General features: G+C 39.2%; 24 protein-coding genes and 2 pseudogenes. 6 read left to right on the forward strand and 20 right to left on the reverse strand.

Translation table 11 applies throughout. From position 1 onward, the window contains the following. Window positions 1–10 precede the first annotated feature (10 nt). Window positions 11–712: an ABC transporter ATP-binding protein gene (locus HMPREF2933_RS04815; protein ID WP_042754190.1), complete on the reverse strand. Its 702-nt coding sequence runs from the start codon at window positions 710–712 to the stop codon at window positions 11–13. A gap of 133 nt (window positions 713–845) precedes the next feature. On the opposite strand from HMPREF2933_RS04815, the pseudogene HMPREF2933_RS04820 reads away from it, so the two are divergent. Continuing rightward, window positions 846–1386 (forward strand): annotated as a pseudogene (locus HMPREF2933_RS04820) (TetR/AcrR family transcriptional regulator). A gap of 193 nt (window positions 1387–1579) precedes the next feature. On the opposite strand, the gene thrS reads toward HMPREF2933_RS04820, so the two are convergent. The 4 genes and pseudogenes from thrS to HMPREF2933_RS04840 all read right to left on the reverse strand — a co-directional run bounded on the left by thrS (window position 1580) and on the right by HMPREF2933_RS04840 (window position 6563). Next, entirely contained in the window at window positions 1580–3532 is a 1953-nt protein-coding gene (gene thrS, locus HMPREF2933_RS04825) for a threonine--tRNA ligase (RefSeq protein ID WP_070672592.1), read from the reverse strand. Beyond that, window positions 3525–4169, reverse strand: a pseudogene (locus tag HMPREF2933_RS04830) (AAA family ATPase). The gene thrS and the pseudogene HMPREF2933_RS04830 overlap by 8 nt, the downstream one beginning before the upstream one ends. Window positions 4170–4600: 431 nt before the next feature. After that, entirely contained in the window at window positions 4601–5986 is a 1386-nt protein-coding gene (gene sufB / locus HMPREF2933_RS04835) for a Fe-S cluster assembly protein SufB (RefSeq protein ID WP_070584269.1), read from the reverse strand. Between the two features lie 133 nt (window positions 5987–6119). After that, the gene (locus HMPREF2933_RS04840; protein ID WP_024053019.1) at window positions 6120–6563 is read right to left on the reverse strand and encodes a flavodoxin; all 444 of its coding nucleotides are present in this window, start codon (window positions 6561–6563) and stop codon (window positions 6120–6122) included. Window positions 6564–6716: 153 nt separating this feature from the next. Between HMPREF2933_RS04840 and HMPREF2933_RS04845 the strand changes: the two genes are divergently transcribed. Together HMPREF2933_RS04845 and HMPREF2933_RS04850 are read left to right on the forward strand one after the other, a co-directional pair. Further along, on the forward strand, window positions 6717–7655 hold the full coding sequence (locus HMPREF2933_RS04845; protein WP_024053018.1) for a DHH family phosphoesterase: 939 nt from the start codon (window positions 6717–6719) through the stop codon (window positions 7653–7655). Window positions 7656–7758: 103 nt separating this feature from the next. Then, window positions 7759–8004, forward strand: coding sequence for a type B 50S ribosomal protein L31 (locus HMPREF2933_RS04850; RefSeq protein ID WP_003023866.1), 246 nt, complete (start codon window positions 7759–7761; stop codon window positions 8002–8004). A 129-nt stretch (window positions 8005–8133) separates the two neighbouring features. Here the strand turns inward: HMPREF2933_RS04850 and HMPREF2933_RS04855 are convergent, their stop codons facing one another. The 14 genes from HMPREF2933_RS04855 to HMPREF2933_RS04915 all read right to left on the reverse strand — a co-directional run bounded on the left by HMPREF2933_RS04855 (window position 8134) and on the right by HMPREF2933_RS04915 (window position 20624). Next, window positions 8134–8424 (reverse strand): AraC family ligand binding domain-containing protein, encoded by a 291-nt coding sequence (locus HMPREF2933_RS04855; protein ID WP_024053016.1) that lies wholly within the window; start codon window positions 8422–8424, stop codon window positions 8134–8136. 25 nt (window positions 8425–8449) lie between these two features. Continuing rightward, window positions 8450–9148, reverse strand: coding sequence for an LD-carboxypeptidase LdcB/DacB (ldcB, locus tag HMPREF2933_RS04860; protein WP_024053015.1), 699 nt, complete (start codon window positions 9146–9148; stop codon window positions 8450–8452). 141 nt (window positions 9149–9289) lie between these two features. After that, on the reverse strand, window positions 9290–10219 hold the full coding sequence (locus tag HMPREF2933_RS04865; protein WP_180364463.1) for an alcohol dehydrogenase catalytic domain-containing protein: 930 nt from the start codon (window positions 10217–10219) through the stop codon (window positions 9290–9292). A gap of 11 nt (window positions 10220–10230) precedes the next feature. Further along, window positions 10231–10950, reverse strand: coding sequence for an ATP-binding cassette domain-containing protein (locus HMPREF2933_RS04870; protein ID WP_024053012.1), 720 nt, complete (start codon window positions 10948–10950; stop codon window positions 10231–10233). Continuing rightward, complete coding sequence (locus tag HMPREF2933_RS04875) at window positions 10947–12479, reverse strand: ABC transporter permease/substrate-binding protein (RefSeq protein ID WP_024053011.1); 1533 nt, start codon at window positions 12477–12479, stop codon at window positions 10947–10949. Before HMPREF2933_RS04875 ends, HMPREF2933_RS04870 begins: the two co-directional genes overlap by 4 nt. Continuing rightward, window positions 12476–12928, reverse strand: a complete 453-nt coding sequence (locus HMPREF2933_RS04880; RefSeq protein ID WP_006268509.1) for a MarR family transcriptional regulator — start codon at window positions 12926–12928, stop codon at window positions 12476–12478. The genes HMPREF2933_RS04875 and HMPREF2933_RS04880 overlap by 4 nt, the downstream gene beginning before the upstream one ends. 101 nt (window positions 12929–13029) lie before the next feature. Continuing rightward, the gene (locus HMPREF2933_RS04885) at window positions 13030–13614 is read right to left on the reverse strand and encodes a uracil-DNA glycosylase family protein (protein WP_024053010.1); all 585 of its coding nucleotides are present in this window, start codon (window positions 13612–13614) and stop codon (window positions 13030–13032) included. A 9-nt stretch (window positions 13615–13623) separates the two neighbouring features. Further along, window positions 13624–13806: an NmrA family protein gene (locus HMPREF2933_RS10335; RefSeq protein ID WP_024053009.1), complete on the reverse strand. Its 183-nt coding sequence runs from the start codon at window positions 13804–13806 to the stop codon at window positions 13624–13626. Between the two features lie 3 nt (window positions 13807–13809). Continuing rightward, window positions 13810–14481 carry an NAD(P)H-binding protein gene (locus HMPREF2933_RS04890; protein ID WP_024053008.1) on the reverse strand — a complete coding sequence of 224 codons (672 nt, stop codon included), beginning with the start codon at window positions 14479–14481 and terminating at the stop codon, window positions 13810–13812. 55 nt (window positions 14482–14536) lie between these two features. Then, window positions 14537–15937: a dipeptidase PepV gene (gene pepV / locus HMPREF2933_RS04895; protein ID WP_024053007.1), complete on the reverse strand. Its 1401-nt coding sequence runs from the start codon at window positions 15935–15937 to the stop codon at window positions 14537–14539. 19 nt (window positions 15938–15956) lie between these two features. Continuing rightward, on the reverse strand, window positions 15957–16562 hold the full coding sequence (locus HMPREF2933_RS04900; RefSeq protein ID WP_070672595.1) for a nitroreductase family protein: 606 nt from the start codon (window positions 16560–16562) through the stop codon (window positions 15957–15959). A 122-nt stretch (window positions 16563–16684) separates the two neighbouring features. Further along, a complete protein-coding gene (gene uvrC, locus HMPREF2933_RS04905; RefSeq protein ID WP_024053005.1) occupies window positions 16685–18475 on the reverse strand; it encodes an excinuclease ABC subunit UvrC in 1791 nt (596 codons plus the stop codon). A 150-nt stretch (window positions 18476–18625) separates the two neighbouring features. After that, complete coding sequence (gene ptsP / locus HMPREF2933_RS04910) at window positions 18626–20359, reverse strand: phosphoenolpyruvate--protein phosphotransferase (RefSeq protein ID WP_024053004.1); 1734 nt, start codon at window positions 20357–20359, stop codon at window positions 18626–18628. A gap of 1 nt (window position 20360) precedes the next feature. Further along, a complete protein-coding gene (locus HMPREF2933_RS04915) occupies window positions 20361–20624 on the reverse strand; it encodes a phosphocarrier protein HPr (RefSeq protein WP_003023815.1) in 264 nt (87 codons plus the stop codon). Between the two features lie 397 nt (window positions 20625–21021). Between HMPREF2933_RS04915 and nrdH the strand changes: the two genes are divergently transcribed. The 3 genes from nrdH (at window position 21022) to nrdF (ending at window position 24606) form a co-directional block, all read left to right on the forward strand. After that, window positions 21022–21240 carry a glutaredoxin-like protein NrdH gene (nrdH, locus tag HMPREF2933_RS04920; protein ID WP_003023812.1) on the forward strand — a complete coding sequence of 73 codons (219 nt, stop codon included), beginning with the start codon at window positions 21022–21024 and terminating at the stop codon, window positions 21238–21240. Window positions 21241–21334: 94 nt separating this feature from the next. After that, window positions 21335–23494, forward strand: coding sequence for a class 1b ribonucleoside-diphosphate reductase subunit alpha (nrdE, locus tag HMPREF2933_RS04925; RefSeq protein ID WP_024053003.1), 2160 nt, complete (start codon window positions 21335–21337; stop codon window positions 23492–23494). A 152-nt stretch (window positions 23495–23646) separates the two neighbouring features. Then, entirely contained in the window at window positions 23647–24606 is a 960-nt protein-coding gene (gene nrdF / locus HMPREF2933_RS04930) for a class 1b ribonucleoside-diphosphate reductase subunit beta (protein ID WP_024053002.1), read from the forward strand. Between the two features lie 126 nt (window positions 24607–24732). On the opposite strand, the gene HMPREF2933_RS04935 is transcribed toward nrdF, so the two are convergent. Continuing rightward, a complete protein-coding gene (locus HMPREF2933_RS04935; RefSeq protein ID WP_021001904.1) occupies window positions 24733–25434 on the reverse strand; it encodes a CPBP family intramembrane glutamic endopeptidase in 702 nt (233 codons plus the stop codon). Window positions 25435–25576: the final 142 nt, after the last annotated feature.

Consider the following 25576-nt stretch of genomic DNA (forward strand, 5'->3'; position numbering starts at 1 on the left):
CCACTCCTCACTAATACTCTAGACTTGCAATATCTTGAGGATGTTCATTCAAAGTGACGGACTGAATCCGTGCATCATGCATACGAATCACGCGGTCTGCAATCGGAGCTAACGCACCATTGTGAGTCACGATAATCACTGTTGCTCTCTGTTTGCGTGACATATCTTGAAGAATTTGCAGCACTTGCTTACCTGTTTTATAATCTAGCGCACCTGTTGGTTCATCACAAAGCAAAATTTTAGGATTTTTTGCCACGGCACGCGCAATGGAAACACGTTGCTGCTCACCACCAGATAATTGAGTAGGAAAATTATGCAGTCGATTTCCTAGCCCAACTGCTGCTAACGCCTCTGCTGCATCCTGCGCATCTTGAACAATTTCTGAAGCCAGCTCAACATTCTCTAGCGCCGTCAGATTGGGAACTAAATTATAAAATTGAAATACAAAACCAACATCATTTCTCCGATAGTCTGTCAGTTGATAAGCGTTGTAATGCGCTATATTTTGCCCATCAATCAGCACATCTCCCTCGTCATTACTATCCATTCCACCAAGAATGTTCAGAATCGTCGATTTTCCAGCACCAGAAGCTCCAAGAATGATGACCAATTCTCCTTTTTCGATGTCAAAAGAGATATCATTGTTGGCAATAATTTCTGTGTCTCCCATTTGATACCGCTTGTAACTATGCTTCATTTCAATATAAGCCATCGCCTTTTCCTCTTTCAGTTTCCATGTCCAATTAAATAAACAAGCTGTTGATTGAATCCTATCTTTATTATAAAATAGACTTAACATAAAGGCAATCATCAATTATCAACAGAGTGTTCATTTAAGGAGTATTATGGTACAAAATCGACAAACAGCAACCAAGCAGCATATCAGAGAAGCCCTCATTCAGCTCTTGTTAGAAGAAAAATTTGAAACAATTTCCGTTAGTAAACTCTGTCAACGAGCAGGTATCAACCGTGGAACTTTCTACCTTCATTATCTTGATAAATTCGACCTAATTGAAACACTAAAAGAAGAAATTATTACCCAATTACGTAAAAATTTTGAAAAAACTACAAACAATCATTACAAATCTAAGCTATCTCCAACAAAACCATGACCTGATTTATGCTGTTTCTCAAAGTCATTACCTCAATTTCCGTGAAACAATCCGTGAATTTATGCTTAGTATTTTAACGAACGATCAGCACAAAGTTCAAACCGAACACTTTTTAAAAGAAAATTTCACTATTTCTGAAAAATATGCGCTTGAAGTTTTTCTATCTAGTGTAGAGGGCATTATCTCACTTTGGATTTCAAGTGGCACTAAAGAAACACCTGAAGAAATGACGAATACGATTTTACAAACATTTGATTATGACGCTTGGCAATGATAAACTAAAAAACTCTATTTCTAATCGGGAAAATTCCTTTTAGAAATAGAGTTTTTGATTTATATCTTTTCTAGCTTAAGCTCAGAAATTGAAAGATTGTAAAGTGAGATGACAGAATATATGGTATAATTCTCTATTGCACATTTTTATATGCATCTGTGTCATCATTGCATCCTATCATCTACTTTTTAGCTTAGTTGTCCTTATCATCTATGCGTGATTTTCTAGCAATATCAGCCAAAATATGGTCTACAAATTCTGCAAGTGTTTCTGTATGCGTTTGTTTGCTGCCATAACGACGGACATTCACCGTACCATCTGCTTGTTCCTTGTCCCCTACAATCAATTGATAAGGAACTTTATGAGTTTGACTTTGACGAATCTTGTATTGCATTTTTTCATTGCGTTCATCGACATCCACACGGACACCACGATTGCGCAGTTCTTTCGCTACTTTCCAAGCGTAATCAGCATGCGCTTCATTAGAAATTGGAATGACCGTCACTTGATGAGGAGCAAGCCAAGTTGGGAAAGCACCTTTGTATGTTTCAATCAAGTAAGCAATAAAGCGCTCCATAGTAGACACAATACCACGGTGAATCATGACTGGACGATGCTCTTCACCGTCTGCTCCAACATAATGAAGGTCGAAACGTTCTGGTAGCAAGAAGTCCAATTGAATAGTGGAAAGGGTTTCTTCATTTCCAAGAGCCGTTTTTACTTGGACATCCAATTTAGGACCGTAGAAAGCAGCTTCGCCTTCTGCCTCAAAGTAGTCCAAACCTAAGTCATCCATTGCTCCTTTTAACATGCGTTGAGCATTTTCCCACATTTCATCATTATCAAAATATTTATGTTTGTCATTCGGGTCACGATAAGACAGACGGAAACGATAATCTGTGATATTAAAGTCTTTGTAAACGTCAATCATCAAATCCAGCACATGTTTAAATTCTTCTTGAATTTGCTCTGGCATGACAAATAAGTGAGAATCGTTTAGGGTCATTTCACGAACACGTTGGAGTCCTGAAAGTGCACCTGATTTTTCAAAGCGATGCATCATACCAAGTTCCGCAATACGAATAGGTAACTCACGATAAGAATGAACATGGTTTTTATAAACCTCAATATGGTGTGGGCAATTCATCGGACGAAGAACAAATTGTTCACCGTCTCCCATATCCATTGGCGGGAACATATCTTCTTGGTAATGTTCCCAGTGACCAGAAGTTTTGTATAAATCCACACTTGCAAGCGGTGGCGTATACACGTGTTGGTAGCCGTCATTGACTTCGCGGTCTGTAATATAGCGCTCTACGATACGACGAATAGTCGCACCATCTGGAAGCCAGAATGGAAGACCTTGCCCAACTTCAGGAGAAATCATGAAAAGATCCAACTCTTTACCGAGCTTACGGTGGTCACGTTCCTTCGCTTCTTCACGCATTTGAAGATAGTTTTTCAAATCTTTCTTATCAAACCAAGCTGTACCATAAATCCGTTGCATCATAGCATTATCGCTATTTCCACGCCAGTAAGCACCCGCTACATTTAACAAATGGAAAATTTGAATACGTCCAGTTGACGGGACATGAGGTCCACAACAGAGATCCACATATTCACCTTGACGGTAGATTGTCAAACCACCTTCATCTTCTGAATGCTCCTCAATCAATTCCAACTTGTAAGGATCTTTCTTGAAAATTTCTCGCGCTTGATCTTTTGTCACTTCTTCGCGAATTGACGGGAAATTCTCCTTGACAATCTTCTTCATTTCTTCTTCGATACGAGGCAAGTCTTCGTTGGAAATTTGTCCTGCGGTATTGTCTGTATCATAGTAAAATCCGTCCTGAATAGCTGGACCGACACCCAAGTGAATGTCTGGGAAGAGACGACGAGCAGCTTGGGCAAAGAGATGAGCAGCCGAATGGCGCAAGATAGGCAGGGCGTCTTCGTGGTCAGGTGTCACAATTTCGATGCTACCGTCTTCTGTAATAGGACGAGTGGTATCGATGAGTTTGCCGTTGAATTTACCAGCCAAGGCTTTCTTTGCCAAGGAATTGCTGATAGACTGAGCAATATCAAATGTTGTGCTGCCGCTTTCGTATTCACGAACAGCGCCGTCTGGGAAAGTAATCTTAATCATAGTTTTCTCCTTTAATATCTATTTATTTGTATTGGGCAATTTTAAGCGCCTGGCAATCTCTTCAGCAGTCTCCTTTTCCGATTGATTGACTGCCGTCTGTCATGAGACTGGGATAGCCTAATTTCTGAGCTTCCTTCCGCACCATTTGGGCAAAAAGAATGTCACGCTGCATCCAGTTTTCAAAAGCTTGCTCAGGATTGGAAGTTCCCTCTAAAACATAAGGAACCCATTCTCTCTGCTTATAATGCTTTTTCTGAAAATCAACTGTCGGAGTCAAGCATAGATAGGAAACCGCTGGTTCTTCAAGACTTTTTATCAGGTGAGGCAGAAGCCCTGCTCCCTCCACCAAGAGGGCTTTGTCTTGATTTTTTATCAAGTAAGATGTCACATAAGGAAAAATCTCTTCATAAAAACGCCATTCTTCATCTGCCATCTCTTCTGGATTTCTCATCCAGATTTGTTCCGGATTTCTGTCCTGTCTCAGAAGGGAAATCGGCTTTAAGTCCTCTCTTGCTTGAGCTATCATCTCATCTACCAAATCATCCAGCTTGATATGAAGCAAATCGTACTTCCGAGCAAGAAGGGAAGCGAGCGTTGATTTCCCGCTGCAGGGTGATCAGCCAATCATATATAGCATAACTTTTCCTCCCTTCAACAAAATAAAAAAAAACGACATCCCGAAAAGGACGTCGCAACGTGGTTCCACCTTCATTCATGTACAACAAAAAAGTTTGTTGACACCTCTGATTGGCTCTAACGTAGCCACCGTTTTATGTTTGCATAAAAGCTAACAGAGTAGTCTCAACTGCCTTTCTCTGCGCGATTTTCAGCTCCACGCGCTCTCTAAAAGATTCCAGTCAGCGATATGTCTCTAAAAAATATTATAGCACGATTGAAAAATTTTGCAAGTCCTATGATTAAAGTGTATTGTGTTTTGGAACCATTCGAAACAGCACAGCAAGTTAAAATAAGGCTTTGTCCGTACTCAAGCTTGCAAAAGCGTGCACCGATTCGGTGCTTTTTTCTTTCTCTTGTTTCAAAAAAACAGCCTCACGACTGTTTTTACTTTTATCCTACAGAGCCTTCCATACTCATATTGATGAGCTGATTAAGTTCGACTGCATACTCCATTGGGAGTTCTTTGGTGATTGGTTCCATAAAGCCATTGATAATCATAGCAGTTGCTTCTTCTTCGCTAATACCGCGGCTCATAAGGTAATAAAGCTGATCCTCTGAAACCTTAGAAACCTTAGCTTCGTGTTCAAGTGCAACATTTGAATTGTGAATTTCATTAAATGGAATGGTATCTGAGCTGGATTCACCATCCATAAGAATCGTGTCGCACTCAATGTGAGACTTTGAACCAGCACTGTTCTTGCCAAAACGGACTTGACCACGGTAATCCGTCTTACCACCGTCTTTGGCAACAGACTTGGAAATCAATGTGCTAGAAGTCTTTGGCGCATTGTGATAGACTTTACAACCCGCATCCAAATGCTGACCATAATTAGCAAAGGACATGGAAAGGACTGAAGTTCTTGCATTGCGGCCATTCAAAATGCTACAAGGATATTTCATATTGACCTTGCTGCCCAGATTTCCGTCAATCCATTCCAAAGTACCGCCTTCTTCAACCGTTCCACGCTCTGTCACCAGATTATAAACGTTGTCTGACCAGTTTTGAATCGTTGTATAGCGGAAAAAAGCATCTTTTTTGACAATAATTTCCACATTTGCAGCATGAAGACTATTGGTCGTATAAGTCGGCGCTGTGCAACCTTCAATGTATTGAATAGAGCCACCCTCTTCTACGATAATGAGCGAGCGTTCAAACTGACCGGCATTCTCTCCATTGATACGGAAATAGGTCTGAACTGGCACCTGACATTGAACATTTTTAGGAACATAGATAAATGTGCCACCTGACCAAACAGCACTGTTCAAAGCGGAAAACTTGTGCTCTGCATTAGAAATGACTGTTCCAAAGTATTTTTTTACCAAATCCGGATATTCTTGTACTGCCGTGTCAGTATCGGTAAAGATAATGCCTTGCTTGGCAAATTCTTCTTTCATGTTGTGATAGACCACTTCAGATTCATACTGAGCAACAGCCCCTGACAAAAATTGACGCTCTGCTTCAGGAATCCCCAGACGCTCAAAGGTTTTCTTTATTTCATCTGGTACCTCATCCCAACTTCTAGCCCGATCCCCACTTAATTTTTGATAATAGACAATATCATCAAATCGTATGCCGGATAAATCTGGTCCAAAATCAGGCATGGGCAATTTATGGAATAATTCTAAAGAACGCAAGCGATAATCCAACATCCATTGTGGCTCATTTTTAATTTCAGAAATTTCACGAACAACCTCTTCTGTCAGACCTTTGCCTGTTGAGAACAAAGGTTTCACATCGTCATGAAATCCAAAGGTATAATCTCGTTCTTTCGTCATCTCATTCCTCCCATTGATACAAATTCTCTTCTCTTATTATACTATTCTATATTAGAAATGTCAGAATATATGCCTAAAATCGAATAAATTAAGCTAAAAAAGGCTAGGAAAATTTCCCAGCCTTCTTACATGATTACCGTACTTTTTCGGCTAATGCTTCAGCGAATTTCTCCAGATTTTCAATATCTTCATCTTCTGCTGATAGATCGACTTTGACATTTTCAGCGCCTTTTTCAGCACCTGTTGCCGCAAAAGCACGATCAAAGTCATCTACGGCCTTACAGAACTCATCATAGAATGTATCGCCCGATCCGACAACACCATAAATCTTTCCGGTCAAGTCAAGACTAGCTAAATCTTCATAAAAATCAACAATTTCATCAGGCAACTCGCCGTCACCGTATGTGTAAGAAGCAACGATTGCGATGTCTGCTTCTAGCAATTCCTCTGCATCAACCGTTGTGCATTCATCAATATCTACTTCTAAACCAAGTTCTTTTAATTTATCAGCTACAATATCTGCGATTTCTTCTGTATTTCCTGTCATACTCGCAAATACAATTTTTGCTAAAGCCATAATTTCCTCCAAAAAAATTCTATCAGTTTATTATAACACATTGAACAAATTGTTTCACTTCAAATATCTTAAAGTTCCCCTACTTTTCCCTTTTACTTTTTAAAATAATCATCTTATGATACAATGAATAAAAGGTAGAGCGGAGGTTATCATATGGAAATTTTTAAGCAAATTTTACATAAAATTAAAGAATATGATACAATCATCATTCATCGTCACATGCGACCTGATCCTGATGCCTTAGGAAGTCAAGTCGGTTTGAAAAAATTACTTCAAGTCAATTTCCCTGAGAAAAAGATTAAAGTAGCAGGAAAGACTGAACCTACTCTTGCTTGGATGGCTAAAATGGATGATGTTTCAGATGATGATTACAAACATGCTTTAGTTATTGTTTGTGATACAGCAAATACTGCTCGGATTGATGACGAACGGTACAACAAAGGAGATTTTCTCATCAAAATTGATCATCATCCAAACGATGATATTTACGGGGACATTTCTTGGGTAGATACTAGCTCTAGTAGTGCTAGTGAGTTAATTGCTCTCTTTGCATTGGAAAATAAACTCAAACTAGATGATTATTCTGCTAAATTGCTTTATGCTGGAATTGTCGGTGATACAGGACGTTTCCTATATCCTGCCACAACTGCCCGCACAATGGCTGTCGCAAGTAAACTTCGCGAGTATCCCTTTGATTTTGCTGCTTTGGCTCGAAAAATGGACTCTTTCAGCTATCAAATCGCTAAACTTCAAGGCTATGTTTATGACCATTTAGAAGTCGATGAAAATGGTGCAGCTCGTGTCATTTTAACTCAGGAACTTCTCAAAGCCAATCATTTAACAGATGCTGATACTTCCGCTATCGTTTCAGCTCCAGGGCGTATTGACAGTGTTGAATTATGGGGAATTTTTGTTGAGCAAGAAAATGGCAATTACCGCGTTCGACTACGGAGTAAATTTATCCCGATCAATGAAGTAGCTAAAAAACACGACGGAGGCGGTCATCCTCTTGCCAGTGGTGCCAATGCTTACTCCAAAGAAGAAATCGAAGAAGTTTATCAAGAATTGAAAGAATTGGCAAAAAGGAAATAATTTGGTAGAAAAGACTTGTCAAATCCGCTAGAATTTGGTAAACTATCAAAGTAACGAATCTATGGCTCGCAGAGAGACCATGGCAGAAAGGAAATTTTTAAAAATGAGAAAAGATATTCATCCTGAATACCGTCCTGTTGTCTTTATGGATACTTCAACCGGCTACAAATTCCTTAGTGGTTCTACTAAGTATTCTAGCGAAACTGTTGAATGGGAAGATGGAAACACTTATCCTTTGATCCGTGTGGAAATTTCATCAGACTCACATCCATTCTATACTGGACGTCAAAAATTCACTCAAGCAGATGGACGTGTGGATCGTTTCAACAAAAAATACGGTCTCAAATAAAAATCGTATTTACATTACAAAAAATGTTGATAATAAGCCTTTTCCAATTTTGGGAAAGGTTTTTTATATAATCAACAAAACTTGGAATCTACGACAGTATGACTTCCAAGTTTTTACCTTTTTTCACATTCAGTATTTTAATTGCTGAATAACCAATACATGGCTATCTTTCACACCATATAAACTATGAAGTTCATTGGGTTCCATGGTTAAAAAACTTCCGGGAACAAGTTGAACGGTTTGACCAGATGCTGTAAAATCAACCTTTCCCTCTAGACAGACAACAGTCACCAAAGCATCAGCCTTGTGTCCAGGAATTATTTTTCCTTCTTCTAAGTGAGGATGACGGATGATGCGGTTAGTTTCTTCAACAGGTGTTTCCACGACATCAATAGTAGGGTTCATTGTGTAAATTTTCATGTGTATTGTCTCCTTGTGTTCAACTTTAATCCTTATAATCTCCCCCGGAAAAACCGTAATATTCTTCTAAAGATAGTCCTGAATCTGCAATCGCTTTTGCTTCTTTTCCAACATAGCGGAGATGCCATTGCTCTGGCATATATCCAGTTTTGTCTTCTTTACCATTTAGATAGCGCACGACAAAACCATATTCGGCTGCATGTTTCAAAAGCCATCGACTTGCCTTTTCTTCTGTTACTAGATTTCCGTCTGTGCCAATCAAGTCAAATGCCAAGCCTGTTTGGTGTTCACTATAGCCAGGTCGGGCAGAATAACGATCTGCTGCTTCTTTCCCGTCTTGATTGACATAATTTTGATAAAGAGTAACCTGCGTTTGATAACTACGGAAACCGCTATATTGATGACTGATAGGATAGCCTTCGCGCTGCATAGCAGTAATCAATTCCAACAATTTTGCTTTAGCAGTAGGATTTTCACCGGGGTTATAATCTGAAGATAATGGATAATGTTTATTTGCGATAACAATTTCATCGTATTTTCCTTTTACACTATAGTAAGAACCATTATAATGAACTTTTGCTTTTTTCTTTGCTAGCTCAGAGGACGCAACTTTTGCAGACGTTGCTTTTCCTTCTTGTTTCGTTTCCACATTCGTTTTCTTTCCCCCACAAGCTGTCAAAAGAAACAAACTCGCTACTAATAAAATCCCAATCCTTTTTTTCATCTGTATTGCCTCATTTATAGAATTTTCTAATTTTCATTATAAGCGTAGATATACTGTCTGTCAATTCAAAAAAGCATGCAATTTGCACACTTTTAATTTTTCTAGTTAATCATTTAAGACGACCATTTTACCAAATCCCACTTAACTTTCGATATAAGAATGGGCTGCTGGGATTTGCTCTAATGAAAAGACTCGTTGAGGAGATACATTTATTTGGTAAGCATCAATATAGCTAAAAAGTTCATCAATAAGCTGCTGGCTCACATTGCCTGAATAAAAGCTCGTCAAAAAACTATTATTTTTTATTTCTACGATTGGGTCAAACTCCTCTATATACCATTTGCTACCTAATTGACCAGTGTTACAGATAATTCCTGCACTTTGAATATGGTCAAATGAATTTTTTAGAGTAGCCGGACCGACTAATTCAAGGATTTTATCAAACTTTTCCTCAGTTTGCAAAACTCCTTTTTCATCTAAAATAATCTCATCAAAACCTAGATATTGAAGCAAATCTTTTTTAGCGAGAGAACGAACTGTGCCAACTACACGATTCTGTGGGAATTGCGCCTTTACCAATTTTAAGAAAGCTAATCCAACGCCACTTGTCGCAGCTCGGACTAAGATTGAATCTCCTTCTTTTATCTGCAGATTTTTGAAGGAGCCAAAAGCGGTATAATAGGTCTCTGGTACTGTTGCTAACTCAGACCAAGGTAATTGGCTATCTACGGGATAAATCTGCTCATTTGGAAGTAGAGCATATTCAGCATAAGAACCGTCAAAGGCACGTCCCATTTCACCCATGATGGAAACAATTTTTTGCCCTTCTTGCAAATCTCTCCTTGTCGTTTCAACTACTTGTCCTACACACTCAATTCCTAAAATACGAGGGAATTGAACAGTTGGAGATAGACCTTTCCGAGTGACAATTTCTGAATGATTGATACCAAAACCTTTAATCTTGACTAGAGTCCAGCCTGCTTTTACATTCGGGATGGCTCGTTCTTCTAGAACAAATTTTTCTGGACCACCAGGATCATAAATCACCATGGCTTTCATTTTTTGATTCATAGAACTTCTCCTTAGCTTGCTAATTCTAGTAGTTTTCTGACAAAATCATTTGCAGGCTGCATTTTTATTTCCTGCGGCGTGCCATATTGCTGGATTTCTCCCTTATCTAAAACGAGGATTTTCGTACCTAGTTTCAAAGCTTCTGCTATATCGTGTGTGATAAACACAACTGTAATTCCGGTTTCTGCATGCAGTAACTTTAATTCACGCTGTAACTGATAGCGCGTAATAGCATCCACTGCTCCAAACGGCTCATCCATTAGCAAAATATTAGGAGTTGCAGCTAATGCACGTGCAATCCCCACTCGTTGCGCCTGTCCACCAGACAAAGCTGCTGGATAGCGATTTTTTAGCTGGGTATCCAAACCAAGCATGGCTAACTTTTCATCTACAACTTTCTCTATTTCCACTTGATTTTTCTTTTGCAAATTCAACACATAAGCGATATTCTCGGCAACTGTCAAATGCGGAAAAAGCCCATTTCCTTGAATCGAATAACCGATGTTTCGCCGCAATTCAATCAAATCCGTGTCCTGCACATCTTGACCATTGATAAGGATTTGCCCTTGATTCGGCTTGACCAAACCATTTATCATCTTTAACAATGTCGTTTTGCCCGAACCAGAAGTCCCCACAACTGTCAGAAAAGTGCCATCTTCAATCTTTAGATTTAGATTTTTGATAATGTCTTGATTTCCATATGATTTGTTGACATTTTTATATTCAATCATTTCTTCAAAATCCCTTTCTCTACAAGATAGTCATGAGCAACTTTAGCAGGCTCTTCTTTGTCGTTTTCTACTTTGTGGTTCAATTCTGCCATTTTACTATCCGTTAAAATACCGTCTAATTTTGCCAATGCTTTTTTCAATTGTGGGTATTTTTTTAGAGTGGCTTCTCGAACAACTGTTCCTGCCTGATAAGAAGGATAGATTTTTTTATCATCTTTCAAAACCACTAGATTGGCACCATAAAGCTGTCCATCTGTAGTAAAAATATCAATCGCATCAACTTTTCCGGATTTAATAGCCTGATATTTCAATCCGCTATCCATATCTACTTGAGATTTGAACTTCATACCATAGGTAGATTGCAAACGTGCAAAACCGTCTTCACGACCAAAAAAGTCATACTCTGCACCAAAAGTTAAATTAGGACTAGCTTTGGCTAAATCACTAAAGGTTTTAATATTGTATTTTTCTGCTACATCCTTGCGAACGGCTAAGCCATATGTGTTATTAAAGCCAAATGTATTTGCCCATGCAAGTTGATATTTCTTGCGGTATTGACTTTCAAGCGTCTTAAATTGACTTTCATCATACGAGCCTGATTTTTTGAGAATAACTTCCCAGATTGTACCGGTGTATTCAGCATAAATATCAAATTCACCTTTAACCATTGCTGGATGAATATTTGAGGTACCACCACCAACACCTTTGGTCATTTTGACCTTCAGATTGGTGTATTCTTCAATAACTTGCTTTTGCATTTCCCCTAAGATATAGTTTTCTGTCTGTGGCTTGGTCGCAATTTTGACCGTTCCACCCATTGGATTCATTTGGAAAAACGCTATTATTCCTGCTGTCAAAAAAGTTATGAAACCTAAAACAACCAACCATTTTTTGGATACTTTTTTATGGTTTAAGATTGATTTTTCGACCAAAGAAAGGAGAAAATCAAAGGCTAGTGCCAACAAAGCTACTAAAACACTTCCGACTAAGGTCAAGGTTTGATTATTAGTGGTAATTCCACGATAGATTGCAAGCCCCAGACCACCAGCACCAACGAAAGAAGCAATCCCGGCTAGCGCAATGGTCATCGTCACCATATTTCGAAAACCTGCCATCATGACCGGAAAGGCAAGCGGCAATTGCACTTTGGTTAAAATCTGATTGCGAGTAGAACCCATTCCTTCTGCTGCTTCAACGAGAAGCGGATCAACACCTGTAATCCCTGTATAAGTGCTCCGTACCATGGGTAACAGTGCATACAAGGTTAAAGCTACAATTGCTGTCTTGTTACCAATTCCTGTAATTGAAATCAAAATCCCTAAAAGGGCAATAGAGGGAATTGTATAAAGAATATTCACTATTCCGATAACGACACCAGCCCAGCTTTTTTTGAAACTGATGAAAATTCCAAGCCCAACTCCCAAAATTAAAGCAAGTAAGATAGACAAACCCGATATCCAGACATGATCCCAGATAAGACCTAACAGAAACTGCCATTGATTGGTGACTAATTTGATTAACTCGTTCATGCTTCATCCTTTCTTGATTGGCTTAAATTTACTAAAATACGCTCTAAATAAATCTCAAATTCACTGATTTCCAGATCAGAAAAACCACTGTAAAAGATTTCAATGATTTCATCAGAAATTGCATCATATTCTGCTTTTAATCCTTTTGCATAATCTGTCAGACAAATCATCTTTTTCCGCTTATCTTTTTCATGAGAACACCGTTCCACAAGCTTCATGCGAATCATTCGGTCAATCATTTTGGTTAGAGTGTTCAACGTCAAACCGGTCTGCTCTGACAGTTCGGTTTGGCTTTGATAATCTTTTTGCCAAAGCGCGTGTAAAATACGTCCCTGTTCTCCATTAAAAGCTTGAATCCCTCGTTCTAACAAAATATGATTCATTAATCGATTAGATAAACGATGAATTTTCCCAATGTAAAATCCACTATTGACTACTTTTTTACCCATTTTTCTTCTTTCTAAAACATACGATATAGAAGTTTATTTATAATACTATATCGAACCTTTTTTGTCAAAGATTTGGTTTCAAAAAAAAGATGAGCAAGTGCTCATCTTGAAATAATCTGTTGAACCTTCGCCTGCAAATCTGGTATCACTTGCTCTGCAAACCAAGGATTCTTGGCCAGCCAGATTTGATTTCGTGGAGATGGGTGAACAAGTGGGAAATATTCTGGCAAATAATCTTGATAATGTTTTACCGTATCGGTTAACTTTACAGTTCCCTTTTGATGAAGATAATACTTCTGAGCATATTGGCCAATAAGAATAGTTAATTCCAGATCTGGTAACAATTCTAAAATCTGTTGATGCCATTTTTCAGCAAAACCCTTGCGAGGTGGCAAATCTCCTGATTTTCCATGACCTGGAAAGTAAAAGTCCATTGGAATCGCAGCAAAATAACCTGAATGATAAAAAGTATCATAATCAACACCCATCCATTCACGCAAGCGATCACCGCTCTTATCATTCCAGTACAAGCGCGTTTCCTGCGCTTTGATGCCCGGTGCTTGACCTACAATATTGATACGTGCCGTTTTAGGCGCTGCAAAAAGCGGCTCAATTCCTCGCTTTGTATATGCTTGATTTTGTGAATCAGCCATAATAGCTTTCTTAATGTCTTCTAGCGTTTCCATTTCTTGCCTCTATTTTTGATAATTCTTCTTCATATAAGTTTTCAAATCAGCTGTCTGCCGTCCTGTGATCGTCCGAAAATCATCTGTCACAATGTCCAAACAGCCTTGACTTCCAGCTTGGTAAAGGGAAGCCAGCACAACACCGAAACCTTTAGGCTGATCATACAGAGCAGCAAATTCCTCAACCGTCACTGGTTAGTAGCCAATCTCGTGACCAGAAACCTCGGACAAAAGATTAGCCAGCTCCAACATTGTGTAATTGCGTTCTTGAGTCAAAACATACGTCTTTCCCTGTAAGGCAGGTAACATAGCCAGTTTGACAATAGCTTCTGCACTATCTTCCCGCGAAACAAAGCTCATTTTGGCATTGCCCATTGGATAAATAACAGCCTTGCGCTCTATTAACTCAGGTAAATAAGGCACCAATGGATCAGCATACATAGCATTTTTGATAATGCTGTAAGAAAATCCAGCCGACGCTAGACGAGTATTGGCATATGCAAAGAAAGCTGCCATGTGAAATGGACTATTGACTTGATCGGCGAAAAATCCAACAAAGATAAAGTGCTTAACTCCAGCTCTTTCTGCTGTAATGACCGAATTTTCAAATTCTAGCACACGCACAATGCTTGGATGGGAAATACTTGGAATGTAAATCAAAACATCCGTTCCACGCCAAGCCTCGACCATAGAATCCATATCTAAATAATCAGCTGCTCTAACATCAATCCCTGCTGTTACATATTGACTTGCTTTTTTGGGACTTCGAACAGATAGCCGAATTTCATTAGAATTTAAATGTTTTCGTGCCTCAGCAACAACCTTTTGCCCCAATTGACCTGTCGCACTCGTAATTGTGTAAATCATAATTGTTCTCTTTCTTTGAAAGAAACTCAACTATTTCTAGCTGAGTTTACCTGTTTTATTTAATCAGTTCATAAATTGCTTCAGCATAAATAGCTGCTGCACGGAAAAGATCTTCTACATCTATAAATTCATTTGCTTGGTGCATGGTATCTGTATAGCCTGGGAACATGGCACCATAAGCAACACCGCGTTTCAAGAGACGACCAAACGTTCCTCCACCAATGATTTGCTCATAACCTTTCAGACCTGTTTGCTTTTCATACACATCTAAAAGTGTCTTCACAAGCGGATCTTCCATTGGAACATAGTGGGGAACATGCTCGTGCTCGGACAATGTCACCTTTTCTACTGACAAGTTTTCCAATTTAGATTTGATCATTTCTGGATTGGTTCCTTGTGGATAACGGAAATTAAGAGCAATGGTGTTGTCGTTGCTTGCTTCATCGAAGCGGAAAACCCCAGCATTCATAGAAAGAGCACCCATTTTTTCATCTATATAATCCACTTTTAAAGCTTTTCCTGCATGGTCTTCTAAAAGAATGTTCCCAGCCACTTCAAGATAGTCTTTAGCAGAATCTGCAAAATCAAACTGGGTCAAGAATTTCGCCAGATAAGTCGCGCCATTGACACCGGATTGTGGAGATGCTCCGTGAGCGGATTTCCCAACAATCGTAATTGTTATTTGACCACTCGGTAATTCTTGGTATTCAAATCGAAGTCCGTGTTCTTTTGCAAATTCATCTAATTTATCTTCAAGATTTGGCACATTTCCTGATACCACTGCTGTTGCAGATTCAGGAACCATATTTTCACGAAGTCCGCCAGTAAAGCTATGCAAGCGCGCAGCTCCGCCATTTTCCCCTGCAAAATGAAGATATTCGGTGATGTTGCCTTTTTCACCATTGATAATCGGAAATTCTGCATCTGGCGAAAAGCCAAAATCTGGCTCTGGCAGACCAACGTGTTTGAAATAATAGTCCATATCAGCCCAGCCGGATTCCTCATCTGTACCAACTACAAAACGAACCTTCTTAGATGTCGGCAAGCCTAATTCTTTGATAATTTTCAGTCCATAATAGCAAGCCATCGTCGGCCCTTTGTCATCGCTCGCACCACGCGCAAATAATTTACCATCCTTGATAGTTGGCGTATAGGGATCTGTATCCCAGCCACTTCCAGCCGGCACAACATCCATATGCGCAAAAATTCCAAGCACTTCTTTTCCTTCGCCATATTCAAAATGCCCTGCATAATTGTCAACATTTTTCGTTGGATAGCCATCACGCGCAGCTAATTCTAAGAATTTTTCCAAAGCCTTAACAGGTCCAGGCCCAAAAGGATGTTCTTTATCTGCTTTCGTGTCATCTCGCTCAGAGTTAATTTCCAAAAGGCTAAACAAGTCATTCAACAGAGCATCGCGACGTTTTTCAACTTCTGCTTTAAAATCAATCGTCATAAAATCAGATTCCTTTCTATCAACGTTTTTCAATAATCTCATCCACTGGCAAACGATAACTTGGCTCCAGTTTGTCGTCTGTGTAACCAACGGTAATTAAAAGTTCTGGACGGAAGCGTTCATCAATATCTAGCACTTGATTGACTTTCGACTTATCAAATCCAAGGATAACATTGGAACCAATTCCTTGGTCAGTCAATGCTAAAACAAGATTCATTGCCACCAAACCAGCATTTAAAGCCAAATAATCGCTTTTTTGCTGCTCAGAATAATGCCCATATTCAACCGGTAAATTTTGCATATAATATTGCAACAATTCATCGGACATATTATTGACCCCAGCCACACGAGCAATTTTCCGAGCGCGTTTAACTAAGTCTGTATCTGTAAAAAGAGCAATCGTCACAGGTGCTTCTATGATTCGGTCTTTGTTTGCACCGAAAGCAATCTCAGCCAACTCTGCATTTTTCTCACGCACAACTACAAATTTCCAAGGCTGGCTATTATGAGCACTTGGCGCTAAAGTTGCAATTTCAATCGCCGTCCGCACATCTTTCGGATCAACTGCTTTATCATTGAAATGCTTAGTTGCATGACGCTTTTTATTTAATTCAAGAAATTTCATAAGGACTTTCCTTTTCTTATTATACTCATTTCATTTTACCATAAATTGGAAGAGCTTGCAGGGGTTTTATGAGAAAACGAACGCTTTCACCTTAATTCATAAGATTTAAGACCTAGTTGTTGTTATTCTTTTTTATCTCTAGACTCTCTCAATTTTCTCTGCACTGCCTCTGCCACTTTTCGCGGTACACCCACTTCGACAATTTCATCAACACTAGCTTTCTTGATATTAGCCAAAGATTTAAAATGTCGCATCAGATTTTGCTTGCGTTTAGGCCCCAGTCCTTCAATGCCATCTAGTTGCGAAGAAAAGGAGTTTTTTGAGCGAAGCTGGCGGTGGAAGGTAATGGCAAAGCGGTGCACCTCATCTTGAATGCGTTGTAAGAGGAAAAATTCCTGCGAATTGCGAGATAACTCAACCACTTTCAAAGGATCGCCAAAGAGCAATTCATGCGTCTGGTGCTTGTCATTTTTTTGCAAACCAGCGATAGGAATATCTAACCCTAATTGATTTTGAATGACGTCTTTAGCAATATTGACTTGACCCTGACCACCGTCAATGACAATAAGATCAGGCGGTATTAAACCATCTCGCATAACCCGACTGTAACGGCGCTTAATCACTTCTCGCATACTAGCATAGTCATCAGGACCGATAACTGTCTTAATCTTATACTTGCGATAATCTTTTTTGCTGGGTTTGCCATTGATAAAAACCACCATAGCTGAAACAGGACTTGTTCCCATAATATTGGAATTATCAAACGATTCAATCCGAACTGGAGTGGGAATATTGAGCAACTGACCTAGATTTTCAATAGCTCCCTGTGTTTTTTCAACAGATTTCTCCAACAAATCAAACTTCTGCTGCAAACTAACTTGCGCATTTTTAATAGCCAAATTAACCAGCTGTTTCTTCTCTCCTCGCTGAGGTTTGAGAATCTTCGTATCCACCACAGCCTGAACAGCTATTTCATCAATATCAGATGGAATCAAAATTTCATTGGGAATCAGATGAGATTTTTCCTGATAAAATTGACCAATATAGGTCAGAAAATCCTCGTCAGGGTCATTGTAATAAGGAAACATATTTACATCTCGCTCAATGAGTTTTCCTTGACGGACAAAGAAAACCTGTACACACATCCATCCTTTGTCCACATAATAGCCAAAGACATCCCGATTCTGTAAATCCTTTGCCATCACTCGTTGCTTGGTGCGAAGTGTCGCAATACTTTGAAGCAAATTTCGGTATTCAGCCGCTTTTTCAAATTCCATCTTTTCAGCAGCACTAGTCATTTTTCCTTTCAATTCATCAATAATCTTATTATCATGACCTTTGAGGAAATCTGCTACTTCTTGAGCCATCTCTTGAAAGAAATGTGGATCATTATGGCAGACAGTATGAGCTCGACACTGTCCGATATGATAGTAGAAGCAAACTTTCTCAGGTGGATTGGTACACTTGCGGAAAGGAAAAATGCGATCCAGCAGGCGCTTAATTTCATTCGCAGCACCTACATCAGGATACGGGCCAAAATATAAACCACCATCTTTTTTAACCTGACGTGTAATAATAAGTCGCGGATATATCTCATTGGTGATTTTGATAAAAGGATAGGACTTATCGTCCTTAAGCATGATGTTATATTTAGGCCGATTTTCCTTGATTAGATTGATTTCAAGCAGCAAGGCTTCAATATTAGACTCCGTGACAATAAACTCAAAATCCTCAATCTCAGACACCAGTGCTTCCGTTTTAGTATCATGGCTCCCACGAAAATAAGAGCGCACCCGATTACGCAGATTCTTAGCTTTTCCGACATAGATGATAATGCCATTTTTATCTTTATGAATATAGCAACCTGGACTAGTAGGCAACAATTCTAATTTTGATTTAATCAAGTTGTTCATAATTATCATTATAGCAAAAATGAGCAAAAGGAAGTGAAAAGGAGCATGGAAAACCTAAATTATCTGCAATATAAAAAAGAGGACAACAACGCCCTCTTTCAATAATTGAGATTCCAATTGTCTTAATTGACCATGGTCTCCGTTTCGATATTATTCAAAATCAAGATATTCTTTTTCAAGTTCAAGAACTTCTTCCATCGTTGCACATTCTGTAAGAGCACGTTGAGCAAGTTCTTGCATCTTCTTCGTATCCAATTTCTTCATCAAGCTACGTGTACGAAGAACAGATGTTGCACTCATTGAGAACTCATCCAGACCGATACCAACTAGAAGTGGAACAGCAGTTTGGTCACCTGCCATTTCACCACACATACCAGCCCACTTGCCTTCAGCGTGAGCAGCTTTGACCACTCGATCCACTAAGCGAAGGATAGATGGGTTATATGGTTGGTAAAGATAGGAAACTTGTTCGTTCATACGATCAGCAGCCATTGTGTATTGAATCAAGTCATTGGTACCAATTGAGAAGAAGTCAACTTCTTTTGCAAATTGGTCAGCGAGCATTGCTGCCGCTGGAATTTCAATCATGATACCAACTTGAATATTGTCCGCAACTGCCACACCTTCTGCAAGCAATTTAGCTTTTTCTTCTTCCAAAATGCCCTTTGCTGCACGGAATTCAGTCAACAAAGCAACCATTGGGAACATGATACGCAATTGCCCATGAACAGATGCACGCAAAAGTGCACGTAATTGTGTGCGGAACATTGCATTTCCTGTTTCCGAAATTGAAATACGAAGCGCACGGAATCCAAGGAATGGATTCATTTCTTTTGGAAGATCAAAGTAAGGAAGCTCTTTGTCTCCGCCAATATCCATTGTGCGGACAACAACTGGCTTACCATTCATGCCTTCCAAAACAGCTTTGTAAGCTTCATATTGCTCATCTTCTGTTGGGAAATCTTGGGAATCCATATAAAGAAACTCAGTACGGTAAAGTCCGACAGCTTCAGCGCCATTAGCGTTGACACCTTCAACATCTTTTGGTGTACCGATGTTTGCAGCCAGTTCAAAATGTTTTCCGTCAGCTGTTACTGTTTCAGCATCTTTCAGTAAATCCCATTCAGATTTTTGTTTTGCATAGGCTTCACCCGCTGCTTTAAAGGTTGCAACTTGTTCTTCTGTTGGATTGATAATAACCTCACCAGTAATTCCATTCACAGCAACTGTATCACCGTCTCTTACTAATTCGGTAATGTTATTTGTTCCAAGAACCGCAGCAATTTCAAGAGTACGAGCCATAATAGCTGAGTGACTTGTACGTCCACCAATGTTGGTTACAAAAGCTTTAACAAAGTTTTTATCTAATTGAGCGGTATCAGAAGGAGTCAAGTCGTGAGCAATCACAACCACTTCTTCATTGATCATAGCAGGGTTTGGCAAGCGTACACCAAGCAAGTGAGCCAACACACGTTTGGTCACGTCGCGAATGTCTGCTGCACGTTCTTGCATGTATGGGTTATCTTCCATATTTTCAAAGAGAGTGATGAACATGTCTGTTACTTCTTTCAGACCTGCTTCAGCATTCACTTTTTTTGCACGAATTGTTTCTTTAATCTGACCAATCATTTCTGGGTCAGAAAGTACCATTAAGTGAGCATCAAATACTTGAGCTGCTTCTTCTCCAAGGCTTTCTACTGCTTTCTCACGGATAACAGAAAGCTCGTTCTGTGAAGCTTCAAGAGCTACATCCAAACGAGCCTCTTCTGCATTTGTATCTTCGACTGAAGCAGTCTCAAATGATAAATCCGGTTGAACAAGTAGATATGCCTTAGCAACAGCAACACCATCAGATGCTGCAATTCCTTTTAGCATTTCTGTCATGTTAAGCCAATCCTTCTTTTGTCATTGTTTCTGCGATTGCTACAATTGCATCATCAGCGTCTGCACCTTCTGCAGTAATTGTTACATCAGCCCCTTGACCAACACCAAGACTCATAACACCCATGATTGATTTGAGGTTTACTGATTTACCTTTGTATTCAAGAGTAATATCTGAAGCAAATTTGCTAGCAGTTTGAACTAACAAAGTTGCTGGACGTGCGTGAATACCTGTTTCTGCCACAATGTGGAAATCTTTAGAAGCCATAGTTTGACTCTCCTTTAATGTAATCTTTTTGGGGTCTCATGTGATAACCCTTACAATTCTAGATTATAACATCTTTGTAAAATTTTTTCAAGAATTTTATGTGTATTCAGCAAGTCTTTTTTATGAGAATTACTGAAATTTCATTAAAACGAGATTTTCACTGTCCAATTGATTGACACATTTTTAATCCATTGTTCCCTAAGGAAAGCTTAGTCTAACGAAGCCCAAAACAGGAGTTCATTCTATCTTTTTCTCTTTCCAAGAAAACACTATATCTAGTATCATGGTATTTAAAACCCCAAAACAAAACACAATATTTAGAACGTGACAGTTGACAAAATTCCCTGATTTGGATATACTAATTCTATACTGAATTTAAAGAAATTAGGAGTTCATTATGGTAACTATTTACTCAAAAAATAATTGCGTGCAATGCAAAATGACAAAACGCTTCTTAGATACGAATCATGTCGAATATCGTGAAATCAACTTGGACGAACAGCCTGAATACATCGATCATGTGAAAAGCTTAGGCTTTAATGCTGCTCCAGTCGTTCAAACTCCAACGGAAGCATTTTCCGGTTTTCAACCAGGTAAATTGAAAAAATTATCATAAAATTGTTGTAATCATAGAGCTATCCAGCCGCTTCTATAAACCATAGAAGCTCTTTCTTTTGCAAAACAATTCAATTATTTAGAAAAGGAACAATATGGGACTTAAACAACTCGAAGACGTGACGTATTTCCGTCTGAATAACGAAATCAACCGTCCAATCAACGGACAGATTATGCTTCACAAAGATAAGGAAGCCTTGGAAGCATTCTTTAAAGAAAATGTTGAACCAAATACGAAAAAATTCTCTTCTATCACAGAAAAAATTCACTATTTAATTCAAGAAAACTATTTAGAAAAAGAATTCATCCAGCTTTATTCACCTGAATACATCGAAGAGCTAGCTTCCTTCATTCATGAGCAAGATTTCCACTTTAAATCTTTCATGGCAGCTTATAAATTCTACAATCAATACGCTCTCAAAACAAATGACGGCGAGTATTACCTTGAAAGCATGGAAGACCGCGTTCTTTTCAATGCGCTCTATTTTGCCAACGGTAATGAAGCAATCGCCAAGGATATTGCCAATGAAATTATTCACCAGCGCTATCAACCGGCTACACCAAGCTTCCTCAATGCAGGACGTGCCCGTCGCGGTGAACTAGTTTCTTGCTTCCTCATCCAAGTAACAGATGATATGAACTCTATCGGCCGCTCCATTAACTCTGCTCTGCAGCTATCTCGTATCGGTGGTGGCGTTGGGATCTCTCTCAGTAACCTGCGTGAAGCAGGTGCTCCCATCAAAGGGTATGAAGGGGCTGCTTCTGGTGTTGTACCAGTGATGAAACTGTTTGAGGACAGCTTCTCTTACTCTAACCAGCTGGGGCAACGTCAGGGAGCTGGGGTTGTTTACCTCAATATCTTCCACCCAGATATCATCGCTTTCCTTTCTACAAAGAAAGAAAATGCTGACGAAAAAGTTCGGGTTAAAACTCTTTCTTTAGGAGTTGTCATTCCAGATAAATTTTACGAATTAGCTCGTAAGAATGAGGAAATGTACCTCTTCAGTCCTTACTCTATTGAACGCGAGTACGGTGTCCCATTTGCTTATATTGATATTACTGAAAAATATGACGAATTGGTTGCCAACCCTAAGATTAATAAAACGAAAATTAAAGCTCGTGATTTAGAAACAGAAATTTCTAAACTCCAACAAGAATCTGGCTATCCTTATGTCGTAAATATCGATACAGCTAACCGTTCAAATCCAATCGACGGTAAAATCATCATGAGTAATCTCTGCTCTGAAATCCTGCAAGTACAAGAACCAAGTCTCCTGAATGATGCTCAAGAATTTGTACATTTGGGAACGGATGTTTCTTGCAATCTTGGGTCGACCAATGTAGTCAATATGATGACTTCACCAGATTTCGGTAAGTCTATCCGTACCATGACGCGGGCGCTAACGTTTGTTACAGATAGCTCTCACATCAAAGCCGTTCCGACTATTGATCATGGCAATAGCTTAGCTCATACTTTTGGGCTAGGAGCCATGGGCTTACACAGTTATCTGGCTCAACAGTTGATTGAATATGGTTCAGCTGAATCAGTTGAGTTTACCAGCATTTACTTTATGCTCATAAATTATTGGACACTTGTTGAATCCAACAATATTGCTCGTGAGCGTGGCATGACTTTCCACAACTTTGAAAAATCTGATTATGCCAACGGTACTTACTTTGACAAATACCTGACGGGTGAATTTGTACCTCAGTCTGACCGTGTCAAAGAACTCTTCACAGGCATCTTTATCCCGTCTGCAGAAGACTGGGCAGAGTTACGCGATAAGGTTAAGGCTGACGGTCTCTACCATCAAAATCGCCTAGCCGTTGCGCCGAATGGCTCTATCAGCTATATCAATGATGTATCTGCTTCTATCCACCCTATTACGCAACGCATCGAAGAACGCCAAGAAAAGAAAATCGGAAAAATCTACTATCCCGCAGCTGGTCTATCAACTGAGACGATTCCTTATTATACCAGCGCTTACGACATGGATATGCGCAAGGTCATTGATGTCTATGCAGCAGCGACTGAGCATGTAGATCAAGGACTATCTCTGACCCTCTTTATGCGTAGCGACATTCCGCAAGGACTCTACGAATGGAAAACCGAAAACAAACAAACGACACGCGACCTGTCTATCCTGCGCAACTATGCCTTTAACAAGGGCATCAAATCGATCTACTATGTCCGCACCTTTACAGATGACGGCGGCGAAGTTGGAGCCAACCAGTGTGAGAGCTGCGTGATTTAACGAGGATTAAAATTTCTCTTGTTTATGTTAGTACAACAGCTGCTATGAGCGAGATTCTTTTGTACTATATAAAGTTTTTAAAAACCTTTCAGAACAAATTTAAACTATCTGTAAACGATAAAAATCAATTGGAATAAAAGAAAGTAATCAACATGAAAACCTATTATAAAGCCATAAACTGGAATGCCATTGAAGATGTCATTGACAAGTCCACTTGGGAAAAGCTGACCGAGCAATTCTGGCTCGATACGCGAATCCCCCTCTCCAACGATTTGGATGACTGGAGAAAATTATCACCTAAAGAAAAAGACCTTGTTGGTAAGGTCTTCGGCGGATTAACATTATTGGATACGATGCAATCCCAATCAGGTGTCGAAGCTATCCGAGGAGATATTCGCACACCTCATGAAGAGGCTGTGTTGAATAACATCCAATTCATGGAGTCTGTTCACGCTAAGTCGTATTCATCTATTTTCTCAACCCTTAACACGAAATCAGAAATTGACGAAATTTTTGAATGGACCAATACAAATCCTTATTTGCAAAAGAAAGCAGAAATTATCAACGAGATTTACCTCAATGGAAATGCTCTTGAAAAGAAGGTTGCCAGTGTCTTTTTAGAAACCTTCCTCTTCTACTCTGGTTTCTTTACTCCGCTCTACTATCTTGGAAATAACAAATTAGCCAATGTAGCTGAAATCATCAAATTGATTATCCGCGATGAATCTGTCCACGGAACGTATATCGGTTATAAATTCCAGTTAGGCTTTAACGAATTGCCAGAAGAAGAACAAGAAACATTCCGAGAATGGATGTACGACCTGCTCTACACCCTCTATGAAAACGAAGAAGACTATACAGAAACTTTGTATGATGGCGTCGGATGGACGGAAGAAGTCAAAACTTTCCTTCGGTATAATGCTAATAAAGCTCTGATGAATCTTGGTCAAGACCCACTTTTCCCTGATACAGCTGATGACGTCAATCCGATTGTCATGAATGGTATTTCAACTGGAACCTCTAACCATGACTTCTTTTCTCAAGTCGGAAACGGTTATCTTCTTGGTGAAGTTGAAGCCATGCAAGATGATGATTATAATTACGGGTTATAAAATATCAATTAACAAAAATAACATCTAATAACACAAAAACACGAATGGGACATACCAACAATAAGTGGTACTACTCCTTTCGTGTTTTTGATTTTAAATTATGAATGATTTGCCATTTTTAATCCACTATTGAAACATCGTAAGCAGCATAACGAGAGCTGCTGGTGTGTTGTTTAAAATATGCACAGCTATTGAATCCTTGAGATTTCCTCGACGTGCAAAGGCAGCATAAAGCACTAATCCCATGGCAAAATAAAGTGGAAACTCTGTCCATTTTGAAATATGAGGAAGTGCAAAAATGATAGATGTTATGATGGCTGCTGATATTTTTTGATCTTTCTCAAAGAAAAAGATTGTCGCAAAACCACGGAATACTAATTCTTCAATCACCGGAGCTATTATTGCAACAGTTACTACATATAACAGAGCAAAAAAAATATGATTAACAGACATAATTTTTCCTAGACTTTGTAAAGCGTTATCGTTGCTGGTCGTACTTTGTCCTGTTAAAAGAATATTTAGATAAGTTCCAACTACTGCTACCACTCTCGCCACTAAAAAGAATAACAAGGCTTTTCCAAAATCTCCCCAAGAAAACGACAGAACTTTGACGTCTTTTGAGATGTGTGTTTGGTATCTTCTCCATAAAGTGCGGATAGCAAAAAACACGAGCACAAGGTAGGCTAACACCAGTAAAATTTCTATATACACGGGCAAATCTTGCCCTCTAGCTAGAAACAACATAGGAATGCCATTGATAGCCATGACTAACACAATCAGTCCCAATAATTTTAAAATTCCAAGTCCAAGATGGGCTATTTTTTTCATTAAAATGCTCCTCGTATAACTAGTTATGTTTCATAAGATTGGGACAGAACTTATCTTGAAAAATTTAAGTTCGTAGTCCCCTACATGCAAGACTGCTCAACAGTCTCCCTGACTGTTGAGGCGGTGGATAAAGAAAACAGAG

The organism is Streptococcus sp. HMSC066F10, from assembly GCF_001813805.1.
Lineage (GTDB): Bacteria > Bacillota > Bacilli > Lactobacillales > Streptococcaceae > Streptococcus > Streptococcus vaginalis.

What these genes read in the sequence shown, in the direction of transcription:
- HMPREF2933_RS04815 (WP_042754190.1), bottom strand. Translation starts at nt 712, where the DNA reads ATGGCTTATATTGAAATGAAGCATAGTTACAAGCGGTATCAAATGGGA.
- thrS (WP_070672592.1), bottom strand. Translation starts at nt 3,532, where the DNA reads ATGATTAAGATTACTTTCCCAGACGGCGCTGTTCGTGAATACGAAAGC.
- sufB (WP_070584269.1), bottom strand. Translation starts at nt 5,986, where the DNA reads ATGACGAAAGAACGAGATTATACCTTTGGATTTCATGACGATGTGAAA.
- HMPREF2933_RS04840 (WP_024053019.1), bottom strand. Translation starts at nt 6,563, where the DNA reads ATGGCTTTAGCAAAAATTGTATTTGCGAGTATGACAGGAAATACAGAA.
- HMPREF2933_RS04845 (WP_024053018.1), top strand. Translation starts at nt 6,717, where the DNA reads ATGGAAATTTTTAAGCAAATTTTACATAAAATTAAAGAATATGATACA.
- HMPREF2933_RS04850 (WP_003023866.1), top strand. Translation starts at nt 7,759, where the DNA reads ATGAGAAAAGATATTCATCCTGAATACCGTCCTGTTGTCTTTATGGAT.
- HMPREF2933_RS04855 (WP_024053016.1), bottom strand. Translation starts at nt 8,424, where the DNA reads ATGAAAATTTACACAATGAACCCTACTATTGATGTCGTGGAAACACCT.
- ldcB (WP_024053015.1), bottom strand. Translation starts at nt 9,148, where the DNA reads ATGAAAAAAAGGATTGGGATTTTATTAGTAGCGAGTTTGTTTCTTTTG.
- HMPREF2933_RS04865 (WP_180364463.1), bottom strand. Translation starts at nt 10,219, where the DNA reads ATGAATCAAAAAATGAAAGCCATGGTGATTTATGATCCTGGTGGTCCA.
- HMPREF2933_RS04870 (WP_024053012.1), bottom strand. Translation starts at nt 10,950, where the DNA reads ATGATTGAATATAAAAATGTCAACAAATCATATGGAAATCAAGACATT.
- HMPREF2933_RS04875 (WP_024053011.1), bottom strand. Translation starts at nt 12,479, where the DNA reads ATGAACGAGTTAATCAAATTAGTCACCAATCAATGGCAGTTTCTGTTA.
- HMPREF2933_RS04880 (WP_006268509.1), bottom strand. Translation starts at nt 12,928, where the DNA reads ATGGGTAAAAAAGTAGTCAATAGTGGATTTTACATTGGGAAAATTCAT.
- HMPREF2933_RS04885 (WP_024053010.1), bottom strand. Translation starts at nt 13,614, where the DNA reads ATGGAAACGCTAGAAGACATTAAGAAAGCTATTATGGCTGATTCACAA.
- HMPREF2933_RS04890 (WP_024053008.1), bottom strand. Translation starts at nt 14,481, where the DNA reads ATGATTTACACAATTACGAGTGCGACAGGTCAATTGGGGCAAAAGGTT.
- pepV (WP_024053007.1), bottom strand. Translation starts at nt 15,937, where the DNA reads ATGACGATTGATTTTAAAGCAGAAGTTGAAAAACGTCGCGATGCTCTG.
- HMPREF2933_RS04900 (WP_070672595.1), bottom strand. Translation starts at nt 16,562, where the DNA reads ATGAAATTTCTTGAATTAAATAAAAAGCGTCATGCAACTAAGCATTTC.
- uvrC (WP_024053005.1), bottom strand. Translation starts at nt 18,475, where the DNA reads ATGAACAACTTGATTAAATCAAAATTAGAATTGTTGCCTACTAGTCCA.
- ptsP (WP_024053004.1), bottom strand. Translation starts at nt 20,359, where the DNA reads ATGACAGAAATGCTAAAAGGAATTGCAGCATCTGATGGTGTTGCTGTT.
- HMPREF2933_RS04915 (WP_003023815.1), bottom strand. Translation starts at nt 20,624, where the DNA reads ATGGCTTCTAAAGATTTCCACATTGTGGCAGAAACAGGTATTCACGCA.
- nrdH (WP_003023812.1), top strand. Translation starts at nt 21,022, where the DNA reads ATGGTAACTATTTACTCAAAAAATAATTGCGTGCAATGCAAAATGACA.
- nrdE (WP_024053003.1), top strand. Translation starts at nt 21,335, where the DNA reads ATGGGACTTAAACAACTCGAAGACGTGACGTATTTCCGTCTGAATAAC.
- nrdF (WP_024053002.1), top strand. Translation starts at nt 23,647, where the DNA reads ATGAAAACCTATTATAAAGCCATAAACTGGAATGCCATTGAAGATGTC.
- HMPREF2933_RS04935 (WP_021001904.1), bottom strand. Translation starts at nt 25,434, where the DNA reads ATGAAAAAAATAGCCCATCTTGGACTTGGAATTTTAAAATTATTGGGA.